Source organism: Streptomyces sp. NPDC050560 (genome assembly GCF_044457285.1).
In the GTDB taxonomy this organism is placed as follows: Bacteria; Actinomycetota; Actinomycetes; order Streptomycetales; family Streptomycetaceae; genus Streptomyces.
Map to the genome: position 1 here is coordinate 133,880 of NZ_JBITGT010000012.1, position 19,394 is coordinate 153,273.

A 19,394-nucleotide genomic window follows, 5' to 3' on the forward strand; every position below is an offset into this window, starting at 1 on the left:
TAGCAGGATCGGGGCGCCGGAGTGAGCGCGAAATTTCCGGTTGCCCGCGTTGCACGGCGGCCGGACTTTTCCTCACGGGGCGTCACAGCCCGTCGTTCACTGAATGACAGGCCGCCACCGGACGGACAGCGGCGGCCGGTTGGAGTGGTCCGCCCCCGCGTCCCCCGTCGGGGACGGGCCGCACCACCCGCTCACCGACGAGGGGTCCTGATGACCGTGACCACCACTCCCAGACCGACCGGGCATCCCGGCTACAGCGAGACCCTGCCCCGTGAGCCCGAGAGCGCCGCGACCGCCCGCCGTCTGGTGCGCGCCGCCTGCACGGCGTGGGGGCTGGAGAGCGCGGCAGAGAACGGCGCGCTGATCGTCTCCGAGCTGGTGGCCAACGCGGTGCAGCACGCCCGGCGGGAGTCCATCCGCGTGGTGGTGGAGCGCACCACCGTGCGGAAGGTCAGGGTGGCGGTCGCGGACTTCTCGCGGACGCGGCCCGTAGAGCGTGAGGCGGGCGACGAGGACGAGGACGGTCGGGGCCTGGCGCTGGTGGCGGTGCTGGCGGCCGACTGGGGCACCGACGAACGGCGCTGGGGGAAGATCGTGTGGGCTGAGCTGGAGGAGCAGAAGTGATCGAGAAGCGGAGCCCGTGGGTGGGCGATCTGATCCACGACGAGGACGCCGACCGGCGCGGGATCGTCACCGACGTGCGCGGCGGCACGCTGTGGGTGCTGCGGCCAGAGCACGGTGTAGATCAGTGGACCTCGGAGAGCCCCGAGCGGCTGACCCTGCTGGAGGCGCGGCAGAGCTGAGACGCAGCGAAGCCCCGGCCGGTGAACTCCACCGAGCCGGGGCTTCGTCGTCTCACGGTCGTCTCACACAGATCTCACAGACTGGGTGTCTCCCCCTGGAAATTACGGCCCTGACCTGGACGGTTCCGCGTCCCCTGGACTCCATGAGACCCCCTGGACAGTGTTTCGTTCACTGGGGGTCAAGGGGTCGCAGGTTCAAATCCTGTCGTCCCGACTCGTGAGAGTCGTAGGCCGGGGCCGGTTTCGGAGACATCCGGGACCGGTCCTTTCGGCAGTCCGGGACAGACGGGGGATATTCCTCCTCCCCTCTACCGCCCGTGGCGGCGCCCGGGGCGCCTAAGGTTGATCCGTGACAGGGGAGACACACGGCACGCACAACACGTTCCGGGTCGAGGGCGGTGCGCCCGCGGGTGGGCTCGTGCAGGGCGGGCACATCGAGAACGTCCACCTCACGGCGTCGGCGGGCCCCGCGCTGCCCACGCCGCACCAGTTACCGCCCGGCCCCGCCCGCTTCGTGGACCGCGAGCGCGAACTCGCCGACTTCCTCCGGGCGATCGAGCACGACACGCCGGACGACGGCCCGTTCTGCGTGCGGATCACCGGGCTCTGGGGCGCGGGCAGGACGGCGCTCGCGCAGCGCTTCGCCCGCCGCTGGGCGGCCGGGCGACAGCCGGGCGAGAGCCCGCCGGTGCTCTTCCTCGACCTCGACGACCTGCGGCGCGACGGCGCCTGCGATTTCTCCGAGGCGCTGTCGCAGTTGCTTGCCGCGCTCGGCGTGCCGCGGGAGTGGCACGGCGCGAGCCACGCCGAACGGGCCCGCCAGTACTGGGACGCGACGGCCCGCCGCCCCGGCCTCGCGCTGCTCCTCGACAACGTACGCTTCGGCTCCGAGGCCGCCGCCCTGCTGCCCGCCTCGCCCGGCGGCCTTGTCGTCCTCGTCAGCCGCACCCGGCTGTACGACCTGCCGGACCTCCCGGGTGTCGACATCCATGTCGAGCCCCTGCCCACCCGGCACGCCATGGACTTCCTCACGGGCCTCCTCCACGACGGCGACACCCGGCTCGCCGGTGAACCCGAGGCCGCCGAGGGCCTGGTGGAGCTGTGCGGCGGGCTGCCCGTGCTGCTGCGCGTCGTCGCCCACAGCCTCCGGCGCCACCAGCGCCGTTCCGTCGCCCGGCTGCTGGAGAAGCTCCGTGCGGACCGTCTCGAGGGGGTGCCGGAGATGGAGGCGGTCTGGGACCAGGGCTATGAGGCGCTGAGCGCGCCCGGCCGCCGCCTGTACCGGGCGCTGGCCGCCGCCCCCGCCTGCGAACTGCCGCAGGAGGCCGTGGTCGCCGCGCTCGGCGAGGGCGCCGACACCGGCCTCGACGCCCTGGAGGAGCTTGAGGACGCGGGCCTGCTCGAACCGGGCCACGAGCGCTGCGTCCGCATGCACACGCTGGTACGGGAGCACGCGCTGCGCCGTGCGGAGCCGGGGGAGGCGGAGGCGGTCAGGGCGCGCGTGGTGCGCTGGTACCGCCGCCAGGCCGCGCTCGCCGACCGCGCGGCCGCGGGGCCCCGCCTCGTCGTCGCCCCCGAGGCGGCGCGGCTCCCCGGCGCGCCCGACCTCGCCTTCGAGGACGCGGAGGCCGCCCGCGCCTGGCTCGCGGCCCAGCGCCCCGCGCTGCACGCGTGCGTACGGCTCGCCGCCGGCCACGGGGCCGCCGGGGGAGCAGGGAGCGCCGACGGAGACGACGCGTGGGCGCTGTGCGAGCCGCTGTTCACCGACTACCTCGACCATCCGCAGGTCGCCGACACGCCGGAGGTCTTCGCCCTGGGTCTCGACGCGGCGCGCCGCGCGGGGCACACGCCCGCGATCGTCCGCATGAACTGCCAACTGGCCAGGGTCCACTGGGACCGCGGGGACTTCGCGGCGGCCGAGCGGGAGACCGCGGCTGCCGTGGCCGCGGCCGAACTGCTGCCCGGCGTCGTACGTGGCGGCGGCTCGGCCGCGCCCCCCGACGCGTCGACCGTCGATTTCAACCGCAAACTGCGCGCCTCCGCGCTGGAGTTCCGCGGCAGGGCGCAGGCCGAGCAGGGCGAGTGGGAGCGCGCGATACCCGACTACGAGGCGTCCCTGCGCGTCCACGAGGCCATCGGCAACACCTACGGCGCGGTACTGCTGACGTATCTGCTGGGCGTGTCGGCCGCCGGGCTCGGCCGCCTCGACCGGGCCGGGGAGCTGCTGACCCGCGCCCGCGAGAAGGCGGCCGAACTGGGGAAGGGCCGTATGACCGCCCGTACCGGCTTCGCGCTGGCCGACGTCGAGCGCAGGCTCGGCCGCCACGCCGAGGCCGAGGCGCTGTACCGGGCCTCGCTGACGGACGCGAGGAAGCGCGGGTCCACGTTCGACGAGGCGCGTGTCCTCGACGCGCTGGCCGGCCTCGCCGACACGCGCGGCGAGACCGCACGGGCCGCGGAGTACCGCGAGCGGGCCCGCGAGATCGGGGAGCGTGCCCTCGGCTGACGGCCGCGCCCCGCGCCCTCGTCAGGGGGCGGCCGGGCGCGCCGCGGCGGCCTCGTGGCGCGGCGCAAGCTCCGCCGCGGCCTCGTACGCCGTCGCCGGTTCCACCCGTACGGCGTGCGTGTGGTGGCCGATCAGACAGCGGAAGTCCGCGGTGCCCGGCGCGTCGGCGAGCCGGGCGTGGACGGCGGAGAGCGCGGCGGCGGGGTCGGGGCGCACGACCCGCCCCCCGGCCGTGGCGGGGGCCACCCGCACGGTCAGCAGCCCCTCGCGGCCCCGTCGGCGCACCACGCACACCTCGGGGGTGAGGACCACCGCCGCCGTGCGACACGCCGGGTAGGCGCCGAGGGCGTGCGCGGTCCAGCCCGCCGCCGTCCACGCCACGCCCGGCTCGCGCGGCCCCGCCCCGGCGCGCCGGTACAGCAGGCCCGCGGTTCCGGCGTGCCGGGCGTGCGCCGCGTCCTCCTCCGCCGCCAGATGGTGCGAGGGCACCCCGGTCGCGGCCGGGCGGCGCTCCACCCGCACCATGTTCCCGTCCACCACCGTGACCCGTACGGCGTGCGCGGCGGGCGGCGGCGCGGGCGCGGTGGGGACCGGCAGCAGCCGTGGCTGCGGGGCCGGTCCAGGGGGCGGCAGGCCGAGGAGCCGGTACGCCTGCTCGCGCAGCAGGTCAAGGGCGTGTCCGCGGGCCGTGAACGCGTCGTCGGCCGCCGCCCGTGCCTCGGCCGGAAGCCCGCCCGCCTCCGCCAGTTGCCCGGGCCCCGTGTAGCGCGGCACGCCGTCGAGGAGCCGGGCCATCGGGGTGCCGGGCAGCAGCTCGCCCGCGCCGTCGGCGCCCGAGAGCACCGGGCGGTCGAGGGCCGCCGCGTACAGTGCGGCACTGCCGTGGTCGCAGAGCACGACGTCGGCCGCCACCAGCAGCGCCGCCCACTCCTGGCGGGGCCCCGCGAGCAGTACCTCGGGCGGCAGCCGCTCCGCGAGGTCGAGGGTGCCCGGGTCGCTGTGCGCGTTGGGGTGTGCGATGACGGCGAACTGGTAGGTGTCCACGGGCAGTTCACGGGCGAGGTCGGCGGGGAGCGCGGGCCTGGTCTCCAGCAGCGACCGTGGTCCCCAGGTGGAGGCGAGCACCACGAGGGTGCGTTCGCCGGTGCCGAGCGCGGCGCGGTAGCGCTCCCTGAGCCCGGTGGACTCCAGCATCCGGTCGAGGGTGGGGTCGCCCACCACGGCCGTGCGCGCGGCGAGTTGCGGGCAGTCCTGGGCGAGGCGGGCGGCCTGTCCGGGGTGGGCCAGCGCGTAGAGGGCGGCGAGCGGCGCGCCGTCGTGCAGCAGGTACGCGGGGTCGAGCCCCGAGGCGCGTCCGGGGGTGCCCTCGCCAGGCAGGCTCTTGTTGAAGCCCGCGCCGTGCGGCAGCAGCAGGAGGGGGCCGCGCAGCCGGTGCAGTTCGCCCTTGGGCCCGGCCGCCAGGATGAGCGCGTGGGTGGTCTTGAGCGCTTCCGCCCACGGCGTCGCGGACACCCGGGCGGCGTCGAGCGCCGCCAGCGCGTCCGCGTCGAAGTCGGAGCCCGGCACCAGGGTGAAGCGGCGTACCAGGCGCTCGTCGCCCTCGAAGACGGGCAGCACGTCGAGGAGCCGGTGCAGCGCGGTCGCCGACCGCGCCGCGAAGAGCACCACACGCTCCGGCTCCTTCGGCCCGCTCATGCCGCCGCGCCGCCGCTCGATGTGCCGATGCCCGGCAGGCCCCGGCCCCGCGCTCCCGCGCGGCGGGCCCGGAACGGTGACCCCCGGCCGGTCATGCTCAACTCGCGGTGTCCACAGGCTCGTTGGCGTGTCCGACGCTGTCCGGGGCGATGCGGTGGCTGCCCCAGGCCGACTCGCGGACGGTCCCGAGCCGGACGGGCGGGGCCGGCGAGCGCACCAGTGCACCGGCCGCCTGAAGGTCCGCGAACTCTTCCTCCGGCGGTGGGATCGTCATATGCGCATGTTACGGCAGGCGTGCCCGCGGGGCCGTGGCCGCGGCTTCCGCGACGGGGTGTTCCTGAGGGGGCGATGTCCCTCACACTCCCATCTATTGAACATGATTATCAGTTTATATAGCGTGGTCATGACAGCCCTTCCACCAAGGAGGCAGCATGAACCGCACGTTCAGACGCATGGCCCTCGTCACCGGCACCACCACCGCCACCCTCACCCTGGCGGTCGCCACGGCGCAGGCCGCGCCGGTCACCCTCTCCGAGGGGCATGTGGACGTCGTCGACCTCGCCTACGAGGACGGCGCGCTCGAACTCGGCCTGCACGACGAGACCACCGGCACCCCCGTCGAGCGCGACCCCGCCGAGGTCACCCTGCACGTCAAGGCCGAGGCCGAGACGACGGTCCCGGACAACGCCGCCTACTCCTTCCTCGGCACCCCGGGCGCCCCGGTGTGGGTGCTGCCGCAGACCAACGACCCCAACCTGCTCTACGCGGGCTGGGCGGGCCACGAACTTCCGGCGGGCGCCTTCCAGGGCGACACCGTGAGCCTGAACCTCACCGCCGTCGACGGCCCCGCCGACGTCAGCGTGTACGACGTCGAGGCGGGCTCGCCCGTGAAGCACTTCGACAGCGGCGACGGCCTCCCGGACACCGTCGGTGTCAACGCCGGGGACCACCACCACACCAACTGGGCCTTCGAGGCCGAGGGCGACTACACGCTCACCTTCCGGGCCACCGGCACCCTGACCGACGGCACCACCGTCACCTCACAGCCCGTGGCCTACCACTTCACCGTGGGCTGACCCGGCACACCGCGGGCCCCGGCGCACCCACACCGCCGGGGCCCGCACCCCTTCCCCGGCCCACGCGCTCCTACGAGGGCCGTGCGGTGGCCCGCTCCCGAGGCGCACCGGCCGCCGCCACCCGCCGTCCGGCCGTCGGGAGCAGCCCGTGCCGCGGGGCCAGCAGCCAGCACAGCACGAACATCCCGGTCGCCACGAGGACGATGAGACCCCCGGCGGCCAGGTTGAGTGCGTACGACAGATAGAGCCCCACCACGGCGGACACCGCGCCCACCGCGGGCGCCAGCGCCATCATGACGCCGATCCTGTCGGTGAGCAGCCGGGCGCAGGCGGCCGGGGTGATCAGCAGCGCAAGCACGAGGATGTTGCCCACCGCCTGGAGGGAGATCACCACCGTGACGGTGACCAGCGCGTACAGCACGATGTCGAGCGCGAACACCGGGAGCCCCGCGGCCCGCGCGGTCTCCCGGTCCAGGCTGACGGTGACGAACTCCTTGTGCAGTGCGCCCGCGACCAGCAGCAGCACCAGGCCCGCGACGGCGACGGTGAGCACGTCGGTGTCGCTGATCCCGAGGATCTGCCCGAAGAGGAACGACTCCAGCGAACCGCTGTAGCCGGGCGCGGTGCTGAGGACCACGATGCCGAGCCCGAACGCGGCGGCGAAGAACACCCCGATCACGGAGTCCTCCTTGAGACGCCGGTTCTGCGCGAACACCGCCACCGTGAGCGCCGTCAGCAGCCCCGCGACGGCGCCGCCGACGACCAGGTTGACGTGGAGGACGAAGGCGATCGCGACGCCGGGGAACACGGAGTGCGACACCGCGTCCCCGATGAACGCCATGCCCCGCAGCACCACATGGCTGCCCACCACGCCCGAGACGATCCCGCACATCACGGCCACGGCGAGCGCCCGCCGCATGAACAGGTGCTCCCAGGGGCCGGTGACGAAGTCGAGGACGGCGTTCACCCGGTCACCCCCAGCGCGACGAGCAGTTGCTCGGAACCGGTCACCCCGAACGCCCGCAGCCACACCGCCGGATCGCGCAGCGCGTCGGGGGGCGCGTCCGCGACCACGGTCCTGTTCAGCAGGCACAGCCGGGTCGCCATGCCGGCGGCCGCGGGCAGGTCGTGCGTGGTCATCAGCAACGCCTTGTCCTCCATGCGGAGTTGGGTGAAGAGGGCGGTCAACAGCTCCTGGGTGGGCACGTCGAGCCCGGTGAACGGCTCGTCGAGCAGCAGCAGCCGGGGCCGCAGCGCGAGGGCGCGGGCGACCAGCACCCGCTGCCGCTGCCCGCCGGACAGCTCCCCGATGGGCCGGCCGCGCAACTCGGACATGGCGACCCGCTCCAGCGCCTCCGCCACCGCCTCCCGGTCCGCGCGCCCCGGGCGGCGCAGCCAGCCGACGCGGTGGGTGCGCCCGGTCAGCACCGCCTTCTCCACCGACAGCGGGAAGTCCCAGGCGAACTCGTGGCGTTGGGGCACGTAGCCGATGCCGCCGCGGCGCCCGGCCGCGGGGGCGCCGTCGAAGGCGACGCTGCCGGAGCGCGGGGTGAGCAGCCCGAGGACGGTGCGCAGCAGGGTGGTCTTGCCTGCGCCGTTGGGCCCGATGAGGCCGACGAGTTCACCGGTGCGCACGGTCAGGTCGACGCCGGTGAGCGCGGGGCGGCCACCGAGGTCGACCGCGAGGGAGCGGATGTCGAGCGCGGGCGGCAGGGGCTCGGGCGCGGCCGTCACGGGCGCTCGCCTCCCCGCCCGGCGGCCGCACGGCCGCGCCGACCCACCAGCACGGCGGCGACGGAGGCCAGCGCCGCGGCGCCGCCCACACCCCACCACAGCGGTGCCGAGGACCCGCGGGCCCGCGCGTCCGCCGCCCGGGGACTCGCCGCCGGGGTCGTCGTCGGGGTGTGCGGCTCTGCCGCGAAGGCGCGCCGCGGGTCCTGGGGGCCGACGGAGAAGCGCAGGGTGCGCTCGTCGCCCTCGTGCCCGCCGTCCTTGGTGCGCGCGGTCATCCGCACCCGCAGCAGGTAGCTGCCCGGGGCGGTGAAGGCCCAGTTGCCGTGGACATGGCTGTCGACGTCGATCCCGGTCTCCTGGGGCAGCTTCTTCGCGCCGTCGAAGAGGACCTTCGGGGTGCCGAAGCTGCCGTTGAGGAACAGCACGAAGCGGCCGGGGCCCTCGACGCCGGTGAGCTGCCAGGTCACCTCGCGGTCGACGGCGGCGGCCACCCGGGGCTCCTGGCTGTTCCAGCCGGGCCAGAGCACCCCCTCCCGCTGGGTCTGCGGCAGCAGCCACACCGTGTCGCCCGGATCGCCGAGGAAGCCGAACTCCTCGGACTCCGGGACCTCGATACGGGCACGGTCACGCACCCGCATGACGACGTCCGAGGTGTTGCGCCAGACGGCCGGGTGCGCGGTGTCGTCGCGGATCTGGACGGTCCAGGTGCCGTGGTCGAAGCGGGGCCCGATGTCGAGGTGCCCGTCGGAGAGGACCACCCGTCCTGTGCCGGTCGTGGGGGCGGCGTCGGACTCGGCGCCGGGGGAGGGGGCGTCGGCCGCGGCCTGCGAGGGGCCGAGCGCCAGGGCGAGTACGGCCGCCGCGGCGGCGGCGCTGACGGTGGGTCTGCTGGTCACGAGGGCGGGCCTCCGAGGCAGGAGCGGAGTTCGTCGGCGTTGTGCCGCATCATGTCGGTGTAGTGCCTGGTCCTGTCGTCGAAGGCGTCGCCGTAGAGGCTGCACACCCTGACGTGCTGGTCCGCGGCCACCTGGGTGAGCACGGTCGCGCGCTGCTTCAGGTTGGGCTCCATGAAGACGGCGGGGACCTTCAGGTTCCTGATGGTGGTGGTCAGCTTCTCGACGTCGTCGGCGCTCGGCTCCTGCGCGGGGTTGGGGACGACGAACCCGGCGACGGTCATGTCGTAGGCGTCGGCCAGATAGCCGAACGCGTCATGGGTGGTGATCAACTGCCGCCGTTCCGCGGGGATCTGGGCGATGCGGTCGCGGACGTAGGTGTCGAGGGAGTCCAGGCGGCGTTCGTAGGCGCGGGTGCGGGCGGTGTAGGCGGCGGCCCCGGCCGGGTCGCTCTTCTTGAGGGTGTCGCGGATGAGCTGTACGTACGCCTTGGCGTTCTCTACGTCCTGCCACAGGTGCGGGTCGATCTCGCCGTGCACGTGTTTGCCGAGGACGGCCTGCGGGAGCTGGTGGATCTCGTCGCCCGGCGTGCCGAGGAAGGCGAACCGGTCGTCCTCGGGGACCTTCTCCAGGGCGCGGTTGGGCACGTCGACGACGATGTCGTCCGGCGGTATCTCCTCCTGGACCTTGCCGTGGGTGCGCAGGTCGGTGAAGGCGGACAGCCTTCCGCTGTCGAGGTTGACGGTCAGGTCGGTGTGGCCGTCGTCGAGGACGGTGTCGCCCGCCTCCGCGACGGTGTGCGGGTCGACGCCCACGGCGAAGGTGAACGTGCCCTCGCCGAGCGGCCGTTCGGGCCCTTCGGGGTTCTTGAGGCGGGCGGCGAGGGTGAGCCGGTAGACGCCGGGCGCCGTGAAGGCCCAGTTGAGGTGGGTGTGGGCGGCGGGCGGCAGTGTGGTGGTGTCCTTGCCGGTGAGGCCGTCGCCCGAGTCGAAGTACACGTCGGGCTCGCCGAGCGACTCGGTGAGGTACGCGACGAGCCTGCCGGGGCCCTCGACGGCGGTGGCGGACAGCCGGATGTCGGAGGAGCGGGTGGCGCCCCTCGCGGCGCCCTCGCCGCGCACCCGCAGCCCGAGCCAGAGCACGTCGAGGCCGATGTCCTCGACGAGCGGGATGACATGGGCGCCGTAGGTCTCCGACGCCTCGGCCAGCGACACATTGGGCGCGTCGTCACGGGCGTTGGCGTCGATGGTCTTGATGAGGGCGTGTTCTTCGAGGAGGAGGTGGTTGGTGAAGGTGACATCGGCCCGTGCGACCTCGTCGGCGTCGCGCGGGGTGGGTTCGTAGGAGTGCGGGTCGCCGCCCGGCGGCACGATCGAGTCGACCTGGACGCGGTCGCCGCCGACCTGCCGTACGAGGTCGGCCAGGATCTCGGTGGTGGTCTCGACGCGCAGCGCCGCACCGGGGTTGTCGTCCCCTTCGGGGCGGGCGTGGCCGGTGCAGGCGGCCAGGGCGAGGGCGAGCACGGCAGCGGCGGCCGCGGCTGCGCGGGGTCGGCCGGGTCGGGGCATGGGGGCTCCAGGGTGGGAGGGGCCGGGGCGCCGGGCGCGGCCCGCGGCGGGGATCGGGCCGCGGGCCGCGGGTCGGCGGGGGACGGTGGTCAGGACGCGGACGGTGTGCCGCGGTGTGCCCGGCGGCGCGCCGCGGCGACGGCCGCGCCGCCGCCCAGCACCAGGGCGAGGGAGCCCCAGGCCAGGGAGCCGGTGGCGGAGGCACCGGTGTGGGCCAGCGAGCCGCCGTCCCCCGAGCCGCCGGAGCCACGGGAGCCGCCGGTGCCGGGGGAACCGTCCGAACTGCCGCTGCCCCCGGCCCCGTTGGAGCCGCCGTCGCCCGCACCGCCGCCCGGGTCGACCTCGGAGGTGTCGACGTCGCCGACCGCGAAGGTGTACGTGCGCGTGTCGGAGGCGGTCTTCCCCGCGGCGGTGGTGCCGCTGAACTGGAAGGTCACCCGGTACACACCCTCCTTGCCGAAGCCCCAGTTGGCGTGCGCGTGGACGCCGAGTTCGACCTTGTGGGAGTCGGGCAGGCCGTCGGAGCTGTCGTAGAGGACGTCGGCGTCGCCGAGGCCCGCGGTCTCCCAGACGGCCACGGTCCCGGGGCCGCTGACCTCGGTGAGCTTGAGGTCGAGCGGCCCCTTGAAGTCGGCGCCCGTCACCTCCTCGGTGTTCCAGCCCGCCCACACCACGCCCTGCTTCTGCACCTGGGGGATCAGCCAGAAGGCGCTGCCCGGCTTGCCGAGGAAGGAGTACGCGGCGCCGGCCGGCACCTTCTCCCTCGCGGCGGGGTTGACGTGCAGCACGACGGAGGACGGCTCGCGCCAGACGATGTGCGCCGGGTCGCGGCTGTCCTTGAGCAGGGTGCGCAGCCTTCCGCCGACCATCTTCGCGGCGACGGCGTCGACATGCCCGTCGTCGATGACCACCCGCCGGTTCTCGACGGCGGTGTCCGCCGCGGTGCGCGCGGTGGAGGTCCGCGTCGACGGGGACGGCGCGGGAGCGGTGGCTCCGGGGCGGCGCGCGGTGTCGGCGGGCGGGCGCGGGGCGGTGGTCCCGGGGGTCTCGGCGGGAGGCGTGTCCGGGGTGCTCGGGGCGGACTGCCCTTCGTCGGCGACCCGTACGGTCCAGGTGGCGGTGGTGTGCACGGTGCGCCCCGAGGCAAGCCGCGCGCTCGCCCGGGAGGTGAGGCGGTACTCGCCGGGGGCCGTGAACATCCAGGCCAGCGTGCCGTTTTCGGCCGCCGGAAGCGTCCGGCCGTCCGGGACCCCGTCGCTGCTGTCGAAGAACACCCGCGGCTCGTCGGCGCCCCCGGACGCGTCGGACGGTGCCACCACGGCCACCTCGCCGGGCCCCTCGACACCGGTGAGCGACCACCGCACCCCGCCCGTGAGCCCGCCGTCCGGTATGGCGCCGGTGTCCCACTCCGCCAAACCGCCACCGTCGCCCCGCTCTCGCGGTGTGCCGCCGCCGAGCATCCAGACGTGCCCGTCGGTGCCGTCACGGAAGGGGTACGGAGCGTCGTCGGGGACGGCGGTACGGGCGCCGGGGCCGAGTGCGAGGTCGGCGGTGCCGCCCGCGGGGCGCTCCGTGTCGAGCCGCAGCGCCAGGCCGGTGCCGTCCAGCGCGAACACCACGCGCGCGGTGGGGGCTGACGGCTCCCGGGCGTTCTGGCCCGCGGGGTCGGCGTGGGCGACGGGCACGAGGCCCGCCGCGAGGGCGAGGGAACCTATCGCCCCGGCCAACGCGCGCCGGTGCGGTCTCGTCGTTTCTGGCATGGGCCTTGACTCACTCCTGTCATGCGGCACCGGCACCTTCCGGGCGGCGCGGGGATGTGTCGTGGGCGGTGCGGCTCTGGCGGGCCGCTCAGGACGCCCCGGTCTCCTCGATGCGGCGGCTTCGACGACGCGTCGTCACGACGACACCCGCACCGGCCGCAACCAGGACGGCCGCACCGGCCCCCAGCGGCACGGCCGAGCCGGTACCGGTGGCGGCGAGGGTGCCGCCCTGTGCGCTCGTGCCGTCGCCGACGGCGCCTGAGGCGGCGCTGCCCGAGGTGGTGCCCCCCGCGCCGCTTCCGGCCGTACCGCCACCGGAGGCGGTGGCGCCGCCCTGCGTCGACTCGTCGCCCACGGCGCTGTCCCCGGCCGAACTCCCGCCCCCGCCCGAGGAATTGCCCCCGGTAGCGGCGCCGCCCGCGCTGCCACTACCGGAACCTCCGCCGTTGTCAGCGCCTCCGGCGCCGTCTCCTTCGGACGCGCCGCCGCCATCGGAGCCGCCCGCGGTGTCCCCTCCGGTGTCTCCGCCCGTCTGACCGCCGAAGTCCCCGTCACCCGGGTCGCCGGGGAGGGACACGTCGCCCGGGTCGACGTCGCCCACGGCCATGGTGAACACCTGGGAGTCCGAGACCTCGTCGCCGGAGGCGAGCGTCGTGTCGAAGGTGAACGTCATCCGGTAGACGCCCGGTTCCGTGAAGACCCAGTTGGCGTGCTCATGTGTGCCGGCGGGTACCGCGTAGGTGTCGGGCAGTCCGTCGCGGGTGTCGAAGCGCATCAGGGGCTCGCCGAACGGCGACCAGCCGAAGACGAGCAGGCTGCCGGGCCCGTCCACCGCGTCGAGCGACAGCCGCAGCCCGTCCCGTACGTCGGCGGCCCCGAACTCCTCGGTGTTCCAACCGGCCCACAGCACCTCGGGGTCCTGCGTCTGGGGGACGGAGTAGTAGGTGTCACCCGGCTCCCCGAGGAAGGAGAGTCCCCCGGCGGGGTCGGGCACCGTCTTCCTGCCCGCCTCCGTCAGATGCAGGACCACCGAGCCGGGCTCGCGCCACACCGCGGCCGCCGTCCTGCTGTCCTTCAGCAGGGTGCGGAACACCCCGTCCACCAGACGGGGCGCGATGGCGTCGACATGGCCCTTGTCGATCACGGTGCGCTCGTCGTGCACCTCGTCGGCGGCCCCGGGGCCTGCCGCGGGGCTCGCGGTGTACGCCGTGTGCGCCGCGGCCTCAGGGGCCTGGGCGCCCCGCGCCGTGCCCACCGGTACCAGCACCGCGACCAGGGCCAGCGCCCCGAGTGACCGCAGCGGTCCTCTGTCTGCTCTCATCGCCCCTCGTCCCGCACGCACACCGACTGAGCAGGGGTCTCCAGTGACCCCCGACCGAGCGCCCTCATCATAAACAAATGGTAATCATTTTCAAATAGCGCTGACGGGCGATGCCGAGAGTCGAGGTGCCGAGATGCCTTGGTGTGGGGCGCGGGGGTGTGAGGGTGCTTGTGGCGCCGAGACTCTGCTTTGTGGGCCTGTGAACCCAGAGCCTCTTTCGAGGTATGGGCCAGGAGACCCATTATTTGGTATTGTCATGACATGGCTGACGCGACGACCGCTTCGAGGAAGCTGACGGCGAAGGGGCGCGCCACCCGGGCTCGTATCCTCGGCGTGGCGGCCGACCTGATCCTGGAGAACGGGATCGCGGGGACGCAGATCGACGACGTACGGCGGGCTGCGGGTGTGAGCGGCTCACAGATGACCCACTACTTCCGCGACAAGCAGAACCTGGTCGAGGAGGTCATCTCCTGGCAGGCACAGGCGACGCTCGATGATCACACCCAGCCCCGGTTGGGGAACCTGGACAGCTTCGAGTCCCTGCGCCTGTGGGCCCATTTGGTCGTGGAGCGCCAGAAGGCCGTCGAGTGCCGCGGTGGCTGCCGCTTCGGCTCGCTGGCGGGGCAACTCGTGGAGTCGGGGCCCGATATCCGCTCCGAACTGGCGGAGGGGTTCGAGCAGTTGCTCGCCGTCTTCCGCAAGGGGATGCTGGCGATGCGGGACCGTGGCGACCTGCGCCCGGACGCCGACCCCGAGGCCCTGTCGCACGTACTCCTGGGCGCCATGCAGGGTGGAATGCTCCTGACGCAGACCCTACGGCGCGTCGAGCCGCTGCGGGACGCGCTACGGAACGCCGTCGCCCGTGTGGAGTCGTTCGCCGCCACGGCGCCCGGGGAAGCGCTGAGCGCCTGAAGAGTGGGCGTGGCGAGGGGACGCGTCATACCGACGCCGGCGTGCTCGGGAGCTGGTACGAGTGCATGATGGCGAGGTGTCAGAGTCCGGGGGCGACCCCTATCGCATCCTCGCGCAGTGTGATCCGGTGCTGAAGGGGCTGGTCGGTGCTTGCGGGCGGCCCGACCCGTACGCGTGGCACGACGGCGGGCGCACCGGCACGAGCCTGTTCGCCGCGCTCCTGCTGCACATCGTGGGGCAGCGCATCTCCGCCGCTGCGGCGTTCACCGTCTACGACCGCGTCGCGGACGCCGCGGGCGGGGGCGTGCCCACGCCCCGGGCCGTCCTGTCCCTGGGCGCGGACGGACTCGGCGCCCAGGGGCTGACGCGGGGGAAGGCCGACTGCGCCATGGCGGTCGCCCGAGGGCAGGTGGACGGCACGCTCGTCCTCGACGATCTCGCGAAAGCCGACGACGCCGAGGTCCTGCGCGCACTCACCTCCGTCAAGGGCCTCGGTCTCTGGTCCGCGCAGGCGTTCCTGATGCGCCAGCTCCGCCGCCCCGATGTGCTGCCCGCCCAGGACGCGGGCATCCGCCGAGCGATCCAGACCCGCTGGGAGCTGCCCGCCCCACCTGCGCCCGGACAGGTGCGACAGCGCGCGACGGCCTGGGCGCCGTACCGCAGCTACGCCGCGGCCCTGCTGTGGAAGTCGCTGTACCCCCCGGGCGAACCGTCCGACCCCAAGGAGCGTGCGCTGGCCCGGCAGGGGCACGAAGACCGCGGACGTACCACCCGCCGCTCGTAGGAGCCGCGGCCCAGCCGGGCGCGGCCCGGCGCGCACCACCACACCCCGAGCCTGTGCACACTATCTCGGCGGGGCTGCGCTACCGCATCGGCGGCCAAACCCCTCGCGGGGCTGCGCCGCACCTCCGACGCGCGGTTGGAGGAGGCGGGCTGGCTCGGCCTGCGGTTCTGGGAGCACCAGTCGGCCGAGGACTGCTGCCGCGCCGTCTGCGACGCGGTGCACACCAGGCGCCCCGCGAAAGGCCAGAGGCGGACACCCCCGGCGCCTCCCGCGGACGGGAAGGTCGAGTCCCCGGCGGCATAGCCGCCACGGCCGCGCCGCCGCAAACAGCTAGTCCAGCCTCCCGTCGCCGTCCGTGCCTCCTGGCCCAACGCGCCCGGAGGGAAGGCCCGTTCACACGGTGCAGGCGCCTACTGGGGGTGTCAGTTCGCGTACGCGACGAGGCGCTGCTGCATCTGCGGGTACGGGGTGGCGGTGGGCGGTGTGCCGCCGTCGCGGAGGGTGGCGGCGACCCGCGCCGCGGCGTCGATGGCCGCCCGGTAGGGGAGGGAGCCGGTGCTCACCCGCCGGATGCCGAGCCGCCCCAACTCGTCGATGGGGAGCGTGGGATGGGCCAGGATGTTGAGCGGGGCGTCAACGGCGTCGGCCAGGCTCCGCAGGCCGGCCGGGTCCGTCGCGCCCGGGGTGAAGACCCCGTCGGCCCCGGCCGCGAGATAGGCGCGGGCTCGCGCCAACGTCGCCTCCACGGTGGCCTGTTGTCCGAGCCAGTAGGTGTCGACGCGCGCGTTGACGAAGAGGTGGGGGGCGCGGCGCTTGACGGCGGCGACCTTCGCCGCGTGGTGCGCGGGGTCGATGAGGTGCTCGTCGGAGCTGTCCTCGATGTTGACGCCGTCGACACCCAGGCTCTCGGCGTACGCGGCGACCTCCTCGGGGTCGTCGCTGTAGCCGTCCTCGATGTCCGCGGAGACGTACACCGGCAGCGAAGTCAGCCGGTGGGCGAGGGCGCGGGTGGCCTCCTTGGAGGCGCGGCCGCCGTCCGGGCTGCCGGCCGCGGCGGCGACGCCGAAGCTGGTGGTCCCGATCGCGGGGAACCCCTCCTCCACGAAGGCGAGCCCCGAGGCGACGTCCCAGGCGTTCGGCAGGAGCAGCGGAAGGCCGTCACCGTTGTGGTGGAGGTCGAAGAACGTCATTGCCTGTCCGCCTTTCGGGGTGGTCCGAGGGTGGTCGGGGGGCGGGGGCGGCCTCCGGGGAGGCCGCCGCGTCGGGCGGGGCTACTCGGCGGCCTCGTACTGCTCGACGGTGCGGCTGTCGAGGAGCGGGACGATGCGTTCGAGGACGAGCTGCTTGAAGTGGGGTGTCTCGCGGTGGGCCGCGAAGGCGTCCCGTGAGGCGTACCGCTCCAGGAGCACGACGCCGCGCGGGTTGCCCAGCTCACGGTAGACGGTGAAACCGAGGTTCCCCGGCTCGGCGCGGCTGGCCTCCGCGAGCCTCGGCAGCAGCTCGAACAGCTCCTCCTGCCTGCCCTCGGCGACGGTGTAGCGGGCGATGACCTGAAGCTCGGGCATGGGGCTCTCCTTGCGGTGCGCGGTGGTGTCGCGGTGTGTGGCCGTGCGGGCGGTGTCGCGTCTGGGAGCAGCGTCTCAGGCACGGGCGCGCCGCGCCGCAGCGGCACCTCACGTGCTCCCGGACCTGCGAGGCCCGCGGTCAGGGCTGGAACTGGTTGGGGCCGCCGTCGACGAAGACCTCGCCGCCCCCGGCGTTCGCGAAGAGGATGTCGACGCGGTGGCCGTTCGCGGAGACGGTGTCGAAGAGGCGGTCCAGGTCGGCAGGTCGTGAGACGTCGGCCCTGACGGCGATGGCGCCGTGTCCGACGTCCGCGACGGCGGCCGTGAGCGCGCCGGGCCTGCGGCCCACGGCATGGACGAGGGCTCCCTCCTCCGCCAGGCGCTTCACGGTCGCCAGGCCGATGCCCGTCGATCCGCCGGTGACGACTGCCGTCCTGCCCGAGAGCTGTCCCATGAGAAGGGCTCCTCGGAAGTGTGCAGGGGCGGGGCCGGGCTCCGGTGCAGCACTGTCGGCCGCACCGGGCCGTGTGGTCACGCGGCGTGGAAGAGCGGCCATCCGGCCATCAGGCCGCCATCGAGGGTGAGCGTCTGGCCCGTGGTGTACGCGGACCTGCCGGAGCCGAGGAAGACGACCGCCTCGGCGACCTCCTCCGGGGTGCCCGCGCGGTGCATGGGCAGGACCGAGTCGACCGCGGCGCGTACCTGGTCGTCGCCGGTGACACGCTCGTACATGGCGGTCTGGGTGAAGCCGGGCGCCACGGCGTTGACGCGGATGCCGTACGGGGCGCCCTCCAGGGCGGCGGCTTTGGTGACGCCGATGACGGCGTGCTTGCTGCCCACGTAGAGCGAGGAGTCGGGGAAGCCCATCTGGCCGTAGGTGGAGCTGACGTTGACGATGCTGCCGCCCTGCTCCCGCATGGCCCTGAACTCGTGCTTCATGCTCAGCAGCGTCCCCTTGACGTTGGTGTCGAAGGTGGCCGCGTAGCTGTCGTCGGTGACCTCGGCGACGGGGCCGGGACGGCCCTCGGTGCCCGCGTTGTTGAACGCGACGTCGATACGGCCGAAGCGCCCGAGGGCCCGGTCGACGAGGTCGCGCACCTCGTCGTCGAAGCGGACGTCAGCGCGCACGAACAGGGACTGCGCGCCGAGCCCCGCCAGCTCCTCGGCGAGGTCCTCGCCGACGTCCTGGTGGCGGCCCGACACCACGACGTCGGCGCCCTGACGGGCGTAGGCCACGGCGGTGGCGCGACCGATGCCGGTGAGCGCACCGGTGATGACAACCACGGGAGCAGACATGGAGAGGACCTCTCGGAGAGGGGCGGACGGCGGGACGCCACGGGAACGTTGTTGGGATGCTTGACCCAGAAACTAACGTCGTGATTTTGGGATGTCAAACCCACTCTGGACTTCCCGGCATCATGAGCCGCCCCGGCACCCAATGGCGGGTGGCTCCGGTCCGACATCGCGTGCGTCTGTAGGCGGCGCCCCCGCCGTGGGGCCTCACTCCGACGGCTCCCTTCCGGGGCCCCTTTCGGCGTGGTGCGCGGTATCCAGGGAGAGAGCGCCCTTTTCTGGCCAGAGCCGCCCCCACCCAGGAGACATCCATGCCGGATGCGAGTTCCCCCTCACCCGCGACCACGGCGAGCCCCCAGGCCGGGGACGACGCCGACGGCGCGCAGGACGCGCCCAGCCCGCCCGACTCGCCCATCCATATCCTGTGGATCAACGCCGGTCTGAGCTGTGACGGGGACTCGGTGTCCCTGACGGCCGCCACCCTGCCGAGCATCGAGGAGATCGTGCTCCAGGGGCTGCCGGGACTGCCGAAGATCGAGGTCCACTGGCCGCTGATCGACTTCGAGTGCGGCCCCGTACAGGGCGCCGACACCTTCATCGAGTGGTTCTTCAAGGCGGAACGCGGCGAGATCGACCCGTTCGTCCTGGTGGTCGAGGGTTCGATCCCGAACGAGTCGATCAAGTCCGAGGGCTACTGGTGCGGCTTCGGGGACGACCCCGAGACCGGCCAGCCCATCACCACCAGCGAATGGCTCGACCGGCTCGCCCCGAAGGCCCTCGCCGTCGTCGCCATCGGCACCTGCGCCACGTACGGCGGCATCCACGCGATGGAGGGCAACCCGACCGGTGCCATGGGGGTGCCCGACTACCTCGGCTGGGAGTGGAAGTCGAAGGCCGGGCTGCCGATCGTGTGCGTGCCGGGGTGTCCCATCCAGCCCGACAACTTCGCCGAGACCCTGACGTACCTGCTCTACCAGGCGGCGGGCTCGGCGCCGATGATCCCGCTCGACGACAAGCTCCGCCCCACCTGGCTGTTCGGCGCCACCGTGCACGAGGGCTGCGACCGCGGCGGCTACTACGAGCAGGGCGAGTTCGCCACCGCCTATGACTCCCCCAAGTGCCTCGTAAAACTGGGCTGTTGGGGACCGGTGGTGAAGTGCAACGTGCCCAAGCGGGGCTGGATGGACGGCATCGGCGGCTGCCCCAACGTGGGCGGCATCTGCATCGGCTGCACCATGCCAGGATTCCCCGACAAGTTCATGCCGTTCATGGACGAACCGCCCGGCGGCAAGGTGTCGAGCACCGCCAGCGGCATCTATGGCGGCGCGATCCGCAGGCTGCGCGGCATCACCCTGCGGACCATCGACAAGGAACCCAGGTGGCGCCACCCGGGCCGGGAACTCACCACGGGCTACCACGGCCCCAGGTGACACCCCAGGACATACCGCCCCACCGGCCCCCGCCGCCCCGGCGGGGCCGTCCGC

The 19,394-nt window shown here is 73.9% G+C and carries 19 protein-coding genes; 7 read left to right on the forward strand and 12 right to left on the reverse strand.

Annotated elements, in window-relative coordinates; genetic code table 11:
- Positions 1 to 210: 210 nt before the first annotated feature.
- The 3 genes from ACIBIW_RS26820 to ACIBIW_RS26830 all read left to right on the forward strand — a co-directional run bounded on the left by ACIBIW_RS26820 (position 211) and on the right by ACIBIW_RS26830 (position 3,309).
- On the forward strand, positions 211 to 624 hold the full coding sequence (locus ACIBIW_RS26820) for an ATP-binding protein (RefSeq protein ID WP_399339614.1): 414 nt from the start codon (positions 211 to 213) through the stop codon (positions 622 to 624).
- Positions 621 to 803: a hypothetical protein gene (locus tag ACIBIW_RS26825; RefSeq protein ID WP_399339615.1), complete on the forward strand. Its 183-nt coding sequence runs from the start codon at positions 621 to 623 to the stop codon at positions 801 to 803. The genes ACIBIW_RS26820 and ACIBIW_RS26825 overlap by 4 nt, the downstream gene beginning before the upstream one ends.
- Positions 804 to 1,152: 349 nt before the next feature.
- Positions 1,153 to 3,309 carry a tetratricopeptide repeat protein gene (locus ACIBIW_RS26830; protein ID WP_399339616.1) on the forward strand — a complete coding sequence of 719 codons (2,157 nt, stop codon included), beginning with the start codon at positions 1,153 to 1,155 and terminating at the stop codon, positions 3,307 to 3,309.
- 21 nt (positions 3,310 to 3,330) lie between these two features.
- Here the strand turns inward: ACIBIW_RS26830 and ACIBIW_RS26835 are convergent, their stop codons facing one another.
- Positions 3,331 to 5,004, reverse strand: a complete 1,674-nt coding sequence (locus ACIBIW_RS26835; protein WP_399339617.1) for a translation initiation factor 2 — start codon at positions 5,002 to 5,004, stop codon at positions 3,331 to 3,333.
- Positions 5,005 to 5,101: 97 nt separating this feature from the next.
- Positions 5,102 to 5,278: a hypothetical protein gene (locus ACIBIW_RS26840; RefSeq protein WP_399339618.1), complete on the reverse strand. Its 177-nt coding sequence runs from the start codon at positions 5,276 to 5,278 to the stop codon at positions 5,102 to 5,104.
- Positions 5,279 to 5,435: 157 nt separating this feature from the next.
- Here ACIBIW_RS26840 and ACIBIW_RS26845 point away from each other — a divergent pair, with 157 nt between their 5' ends.
- Positions 5,436 to 6,080, forward strand: coding sequence for a choice-of-anchor M domain-containing protein (locus tag ACIBIW_RS26845; RefSeq protein WP_399339619.1), 645 nt, complete (start codon positions 5,436 to 5,438; stop codon positions 6,078 to 6,080).
- A 70-nt stretch (positions 6,081 to 6,150) separates the two neighbouring features.
- Here the strand turns inward: ACIBIW_RS26845 and ACIBIW_RS26850 are convergent, their stop codons facing one another.
- The 6 genes from ACIBIW_RS26850 to ACIBIW_RS26875 form a co-directional block, all read right to left on the reverse strand.
- A complete protein-coding gene (locus tag ACIBIW_RS26850) occupies positions 6,151 to 7,047 on the reverse strand; it encodes an anchored repeat-type ABC transporter permease subunit (RefSeq protein WP_399339620.1) in 897 nt (298 codons plus the stop codon).
- Positions 7,044 to 7,814, reverse strand: coding sequence for an anchored repeat-type ABC transporter ATP-binding subunit (locus ACIBIW_RS26855; protein ID WP_399339621.1), 771 nt, complete (start codon positions 7,812 to 7,814; stop codon positions 7,044 to 7,046). The genes ACIBIW_RS26850 and ACIBIW_RS26855 overlap by 4 nt, the downstream gene beginning before the upstream one ends.
- The gene (locus ACIBIW_RS26860) at positions 7,811 to 8,710 is read right to left on the reverse strand and encodes a TIGR03773 family transporter-associated surface protein (RefSeq protein ID WP_399339622.1); all 900 of its coding nucleotides are present in this window, start codon (positions 8,708 to 8,710) and stop codon (positions 7,811 to 7,813) included. The genes ACIBIW_RS26855 and ACIBIW_RS26860 overlap by 4 nt, the downstream gene beginning before the upstream one ends.
- Positions 8,707 to 10,275 (reverse strand): anchored repeat ABC transporter, substrate-binding protein, encoded by a 1,569-nt coding sequence (locus tag ACIBIW_RS26865; RefSeq protein WP_399339623.1) that lies wholly within the window; start codon positions 10,273 to 10,275, stop codon positions 8,707 to 8,709. The genes ACIBIW_RS26860 and ACIBIW_RS26865 overlap by 4 nt, the downstream gene beginning before the upstream one ends.
- Before the next feature lie 89 nt (positions 10,276 to 10,364).
- Complete coding sequence (locus ACIBIW_RS26870; RefSeq protein ID WP_399339624.1) at positions 10,365 to 12,035, reverse strand: TIGR03773 family transporter-associated surface protein; 1,671 nt, start codon at positions 12,033 to 12,035, stop codon at positions 10,365 to 10,367.
- An 88-nt stretch (positions 12,036 to 12,123) separates the two neighbouring features.
- The gene (locus ACIBIW_RS26875) at positions 12,124 to 13,356 is read right to left on the reverse strand and encodes a choice-of-anchor M domain-containing protein (RefSeq protein ID WP_399339625.1); all 1,233 of its coding nucleotides are present in this window, start codon (positions 13,354 to 13,356) and stop codon (positions 12,124 to 12,126) included.
- 261 nt (positions 13,357 to 13,617) lie between these two features.
- On the opposite strand from ACIBIW_RS26875, the gene ACIBIW_RS26880 reads away from it, so the two are divergent.
- Positions 13,618 to 14,268, forward strand: a complete 651-nt coding sequence (locus tag ACIBIW_RS26880) for a TetR/AcrR family transcriptional regulator (protein ID WP_399339626.1) — start codon at positions 13,618 to 13,620, stop codon at positions 14,266 to 14,268.
- Positions 14,269 to 14,344: 76 nt separating this feature from the next.
- Positions 14,345 to 15,052, forward strand: coding sequence for a DNA-3-methyladenine glycosylase family protein (locus tag ACIBIW_RS26885; protein ID WP_399339627.1), 708 nt, complete (start codon positions 14,345 to 14,347; stop codon positions 15,050 to 15,052).
- Positions 15,053 to 15,474: 422 nt separating this feature from the next.
- Here the strand turns inward: ACIBIW_RS26885 and ACIBIW_RS26890 are convergent, their stop codons facing one another.
- From ACIBIW_RS26890 to ACIBIW_RS26905, 4 genes are all read right to left on the reverse strand, one after another.
- The gene (locus ACIBIW_RS26890; RefSeq protein ID WP_399339628.1) at positions 15,475 to 16,242 is read right to left on the reverse strand and encodes an isocitrate lyase/phosphoenolpyruvate mutase family protein; all 768 of its coding nucleotides are present in this window, start codon (positions 16,240 to 16,242) and stop codon (positions 15,475 to 15,477) included.
- A gap of 81 nt (positions 16,243 to 16,323) precedes the next feature.
- The gene (locus tag ACIBIW_RS26895; protein ID WP_399339629.1) at positions 16,324 to 16,617 is read right to left on the reverse strand and encodes a putative quinol monooxygenase; all 294 of its coding nucleotides are present in this window, start codon (positions 16,615 to 16,617) and stop codon (positions 16,324 to 16,326) included.
- A 139-nt stretch (positions 16,618 to 16,756) separates the two neighbouring features.
- Positions 16,757 to 17,071, reverse strand: a complete 315-nt coding sequence (locus ACIBIW_RS26900) for an SDR family NAD(P)-dependent oxidoreductase (RefSeq protein ID WP_399339630.1) — start codon at positions 17,069 to 17,071, stop codon at positions 16,757 to 16,759.
- Between the two features lie 77 nt (positions 17,072 to 17,148).
- Positions 17,149 to 17,913 carry an SDR family NAD(P)-dependent oxidoreductase gene (locus tag ACIBIW_RS26905; RefSeq protein WP_399339631.1) on the reverse strand — a complete coding sequence of 255 codons (765 nt, stop codon included), beginning with the start codon at positions 17,911 to 17,913 and terminating at the stop codon, positions 17,149 to 17,151.
- A 308-nt stretch (positions 17,914 to 18,221) separates the two neighbouring features.
- Here ACIBIW_RS26905 and ACIBIW_RS26910 point away from each other — a divergent pair, with 308 nt between their 5' ends.
- Complete coding sequence (locus ACIBIW_RS26910) at positions 18,222 to 19,340, forward strand: hydrogenase expression protein HypE (protein ID WP_399339632.1); 1,119 nt, start codon at positions 18,222 to 18,224, stop codon at positions 19,338 to 19,340.
- Positions 19,341 to 19,394 lie beyond the last annotated feature (54 nt).

Bases quoted from the DNA above. Each gene is read 5' to 3' on its own strand.
- ACIBIW_RS26820 (WP_399339614.1), top strand. From the start codon at position 211: ATGACCGTGACCACCACTCCCAGACCGACCGGGCATCCCGGCTACAGC.
- ACIBIW_RS26835 (WP_399339617.1), bottom strand. From the start codon at position 5,004: ATGAGCGGGCCGAAGGAGCCGGAGCGTGTGGTGCTCTTCGCGGCGCGG.
- ACIBIW_RS26840 (WP_399339618.1), bottom strand. From the start codon at position 5,278: ATGACGATCCCACCGCCGGAGGAAGAGTTCGCGGACCTTCAGGCGGCC.
- ACIBIW_RS26845 (WP_399339619.1), top strand. From the start codon at position 5,436: ATGAACCGCACGTTCAGACGCATGGCCCTCGTCACCGGCACCACCACC.
- ACIBIW_RS26865 (WP_399339623.1), bottom strand. From the start codon at position 10,275: ATGCCCCGACCCGGCCGACCCCGCGCAGCCGCGGCCGCCGCTGCCGTG.
- ACIBIW_RS26870 (WP_399339624.1), bottom strand. From the start codon at position 12,035: ATGCCAGAAACGACGAGACCGCACCGGCGCGCGTTGGCCGGGGCGATA.
- ACIBIW_RS26875 (WP_399339625.1), bottom strand. From the start codon at position 13,356: ATGAGAGCAGACAGAGGACCGCTGCGGTCACTCGGGGCGCTGGCCCTG.
- ACIBIW_RS26880 (WP_399339626.1), top strand. From the start codon at position 13,618: ATGGCTGACGCGACGACCGCTTCGAGGAAGCTGACGGCGAAGGGGCGC.
- ACIBIW_RS26890 (WP_399339628.1), bottom strand. From the start codon at position 16,242: ATGACGTTCTTCGACCTCCACCACAACGGTGACGGCCTTCCGCTGCTC.
- ACIBIW_RS26895 (WP_399339629.1), bottom strand. From the start codon at position 16,617: ATGCCCGAGCTTCAGGTCATCGCCCGCTACACCGTCGCCGAGGGCAGG.
- ACIBIW_RS26900 (WP_399339630.1), bottom strand. From the start codon at position 17,071: ATGGGACAGCTCTCGGGCAGGACGGCAGTCGTCACCGGCGGATCGACG.
- ACIBIW_RS26905 (WP_399339631.1), bottom strand. From the start codon at position 17,913: ATGTCTGCTCCCGTGGTTGTCATCACCGGTGCGCTCACCGGCATCGGT.
- ACIBIW_RS26910 (WP_399339632.1), top strand. From the start codon at position 18,222: ATGCCGGATGCGAGTTCCCCCTCACCCGCGACCACGGCGAGCCCCCAG.